Here is a 4,413-nt window from a genome sequence, read left to right on the forward strand (position 1 = left end):
ACCGTAAATAGCTGTTGCCGCGGCATCCTTTAGTATTGTCACATTCGCAATTCGATTCGGATCAAGATCGAATATCTTCTCCGCACTCACCTCAAAACCATCCAACAAAAAAGTCGGACTATTCGGATTATTCTTATACTCCGATTCCAAGCTACCCGGTCCGCGAATTTGAAAAGCAGGCACCGTATTCGGGTCGCTACCCATTTCCAAATTTTCAACCAACTGAAAAGAAGGATCCACCATCGCCAAAGCCGACAACACATTCTGTCCCGATACCTCCCGTAAGTGTTCTCCACTAAACGTATTAGCCACTCCCGTATAACTCTCACGCTTACGCGTAAAATACCCGGTAATCACCACCTCGTCCATTTCAGCTACCGACTCTTCCAATACCACATTCAGCTCTTTTTCTCCCCTCCACTTTACTTCTTTGGTTTGCATACCGACAAACGAAAATACCAAAACGATGCTGTCGGCCTTAGGTAATTCGATGGTAAACCGACCTTCTACATCCGTAGCGACACCCAGTGTCGTTTCTTTCAATACCACGGAAACTCCTGGCAATACATGACCATCTGTGTCTTTCACAATCCCTTGAAGCAAAAGTTTTGTGGGAGTCATGCGTACCTGATCATTGACATTTTTACGCGAAATCACAATGGTATGATTCATTAGTTTATAAGTTAAACCGGAATTCTGCAGACATTCGTCCAACACCACTTTCAGGTCCTCATCTTTAAAGTTCAGTTCCAAGCCCTGCACCTGTTCGATTTGGGCATCTTCATACAGAAAAATATAGCCCGATTCTTTCTCTAATAACTGAATCACCTGCTCCAATGAAGCATTTTTTACCTCCAAAGAAACCTTTGCGATCTGACTATACACATTCGCAGACAACTGAAAAGAAGAAATACACAAAAACAAGATTAAAAACTTCATCATTAAATACGTTTTTAACCATCTTCTTTGAAAAAGAAGACATCGGATTCCATTTTTTTTCATAAGTTTGTAAATTATAATGAAACATTTCCGGCTTAGCCGGTTGAAAGGCGGGATAGTGCCAATATTCCGTCTTTCTTTATTTTCTTTTAGCTATAAAAACTGTATTGTCTTTTATGGTGCAATTTATGCTCCCGACCGTTTCGATCATTTTCATCAATGCCTCGAAACCGTCATTACGCATCATACCCCCTGAAAAGGTAATCTCTTTAGATTCATCGTCTTCGAAATAAACCTCGACATTATACCACCGGCTCACCATGACCATGATATCTTCCAACCGCTGCTTACGGAAAATAAAACGTCCCTCTTTCCAGGCTACAAAAGGATAAACCTCAACTGCACGTTTCTGAAGTCGTCCCTCTTTATCTAAAATACTCTGTTCACCGGGTTTCAAAATAACCCTATCTTCTATAGATTCGAAACACACCGTTCCCTCGACCAATGTCGTCACTATTTGCCCTTCTTCCGAATAAGAGCGTACATTAAAACCGGTCCCCAATACCTGGATTTTAGAATCACACACTTCTACAACAAAAGGATGTGCTGCATCTTTTGCAACCTCGAAATAAGCTTCCCCTGTCAATTGAACTTTCCGTTGCTTACCACCGAATTGCAACGGAAAATGAAGTTCTGATTCGGAATTCAGCCACACTCGTGTTCCGTCGGCCAGTGTCATTGTAAATTCTCCTCCCCGGGGAATAGACAAAAGATGGTAGGTATCAGTACTTTCCGGTTTCTCCTCTTTTCCTGCCTGTAAAAGCATGCCACTGGAATCGATACGGATATGATTTTGTGCAGTAGATATAAGCATTGCCGAATCTCCGATATGCCAAACGGAACCGTCGGCCAGGGTTAAAACTGCTTTTTTACTACCGGGTTGAATAGTTTGAGTCAGTAAAAGAGAATCATCAGTACTATTCTGGTGAAACCATCCCCATCCCAGTCCTAAAACTAATAAAATTCCAGCCGCCACACCATACCAGCGAATACGCCTTCTCCGTCTGTAGTTCTTTAATTTCCGATAAGCCCGGACAGGGTCATAACGGTATTGTTGCCGTAATCGTTCAGCCAAAGTTTCTGAATGTCCCAACTTATCTGCCATCTTTTCAACCGGACTGTTCTGATCCGGCTGAATATACTCTTCTTCTTTCCTCCGTAAAATATAGCTTAGAACCTTTTCAGAAAAATCATATATATCATTCCATGTATTCATACCCTTTTTATTATACAAACACATGAAATCAAAAAACGGGTAACAGAAAATAACTAATATTTAAAAAAATCTGAAAATAAAGAGTACAACAAAATCCCCCATACCATTCCCATGCGGTCACGGACGATAGCATAAGCCCGCTTTTTCTGCATTTTCACCGTATTTTCAGAAACTTCCAGTAGCTGTGCGATCTCCCGGACTTTCAAGCCCTCGAGGCTTAAATTCATAACTTGTCTCTGCTGGTCAGACAATTCGGAAAGGACTAAACGGAGTTTTGCGATCACACTTTCTTCAATGGCCAAATCGATAGCCATTTCTTCAGTATAGGAAATCCCGGAAGTATAATTTCCCAATAACCGACGGGCATTGTCCCGATCACGAATCATATTCAAAGCCCTGTTATATACTGCTTTGTAGAGCCAACCTGCCAAAGATCTGACATTCGGAAATTGCAAGGAAGAATCCCATAACCCGATCATACACTCCTGAACAATATCCTCCACTCCGACATTTTCATGGGTCAGTTTGGCCACATAGGTACATAATGCCGGATAAAACTCCTCGTACAATTGCTGCCAGGCAGTTTCTCTTTTTTTGTTCAGGTCTACTATAAATCGTTCATTATCACGCATAGTTCTCCTCCGGTTGTGTGGCAAATATAAAGAAAAAAATAAAAAATAACTCTCCTCTAAACTAAAATCAGTCCAGACACCATTACCTAACGAAAACAGTAATAACGAATAAAAGGGATACTCACCGACGAGAACGTAAAAAAGGAAAATGAAACATTACCCCCGTCCCTTTGTTTCCCGGAAAAAATTATCCTGCCCAATTCAACAAAAATCAAGCGGGATAAGGAATTTCGTAGAAATTCCCTGAAAAAGGTTACTAACAGGTAAACCGACTGAAAACCTGAACAATATCTCAAAATCGGATGACTTATTATTAGAGATTTGATCTCATAAATTCCGGGATAGGCCTTTTGTTCCGGAATCCTAATTTCAAAGAACAACAACCCAAATAAAAGGATAATTTTCAGTAGGTTTCAATCCTTCAGATTTTCATTCTAAAAATCTATTCTGGGATAATTTCTTAAAATTCATCATTTCTTACAAATTATCTCCTCCAGCAGGGTAATATGGGTTACTTGGCCCATTTGCCCCCAAATAAGACACACAGCGATGGAGGATATGCGGGAAAGTATGTGTGATCTCTTTAGTCTCCATATCAATAAAAAGGACACTACCTTTCCGTTCTTCGGTACTGTTTTCATCATACAGAACAACTACCATACGATAAGCTAACGCAGAAAAACCTATATATTTTATCTCTCCCAAATCAAGTCCAGCAGGCAAAGTCAACCAAAGACTCAGGCGATTTGTCGAGGTCGCTGAATAATAAATATCATCCCCCACCCCCAAGAACCATTGATTATTGGCAAACCCTGTCGTACCACGTGCAAATGCCGGGGCACCGTTCATCCCATCTACTTGCAACACTGTTTCTTCTTTGAATTCAGGGTTGTCCACATTCCATGTCTTTGCAAAATTATAAACATGTATTTCATTCCCATCTGCAGTATATATGTAAGCGTCATGTCCTCCGAGAGCAGGAACATAAGTATCGGAAACATACAGAATTGTCCCTTTTATAACCGGATTATTTTCCGGTTCTATCACTTGATCAAAAGCATACGGATCGGCAATAATGCCAGCTTCTATATTATCGGTAGCATAAGGCCTGATCACATAATATTTACTGCTCAACTTATCATATACCCAAGCAAAATTCGCCCCACTCGCTCCACATGCAGGATTGCTCCAATAATACTCTCCGTTATGCAGTGCCGGACGATACAATCTTCCGTCAACACAACGAATATATTGTCCATTGCTGACAAAATATTGTCTTCTCATTTGATCAACAACAAATGCTTCCGGCTTAAATTCATAGCCCGGTTCCATAAAACTGGAAGAATTAATTAAAGAGATTGGCAAAAAGGATACATTATCAGTAGTAATCACCTCATTTTCTCCTTCTTCCGTCAAAAATGTGATATTCCACTTGATATTTACATTATCAGAAGTATAGCCACAAACCCCATATATTTGGAAAGGAATATTACCAAATGAGTAGTCCCCACAACCCGTTACATACCTCACATCAGCTAAAGTTGGTCCTTCTGCTGTATCATCATC

Annotated in this window: 4 protein-coding genes; all 4 read right to left on the reverse strand. The window is 40.5% G+C overall.

Annotated elements, in window-relative coordinates; genetic code table 11:
• The coding region (locus tag WS34_RS14145) for an STN domain-containing protein (protein WP_046405627.1) at window positions 1-942 on the reverse strand (942 nt) is incomplete at its 3' end.
• Window positions 943-1,078: 136 nt separating this feature from the next.
• Window positions 1,079-2,215 (reverse strand): FecR family protein, encoded by a 1,137-nt coding sequence (locus WS34_RS14150; protein WP_162610021.1) that lies wholly within the window; start codon window positions 2,213-2,215, stop codon window positions 1,079-1,081.
• A gap of 53 nt (window positions 2,216-2,268) precedes the next feature.
• On the reverse strand, window positions 2,269-2,847 hold the full coding sequence (locus WS34_RS14155) for an RNA polymerase sigma factor (RefSeq protein WP_046405631.1): 579 nt from the start codon (window positions 2,845-2,847) through the stop codon (window positions 2,269-2,271).
• A gap of 477 nt (window positions 2,848-3,324) precedes the next feature.
• A partial coding sequence (locus WS34_RS14160) for a hypothetical protein (protein ID WP_286693817.1) occupies window positions 3,325-4,413 on the reverse strand: 1,089 nt, incomplete at its 5' end.

It is taken from the genome of Odoribacter sp. N15.MGS-14 (assembly GCF_000980245.1).
In the GTDB taxonomy this organism is placed as follows: Bacteria; Bacteroidota; Bacteroidia; order Bacteroidales; family Marinifilaceae; genus Odoribacter; species Odoribacter splanchnicus.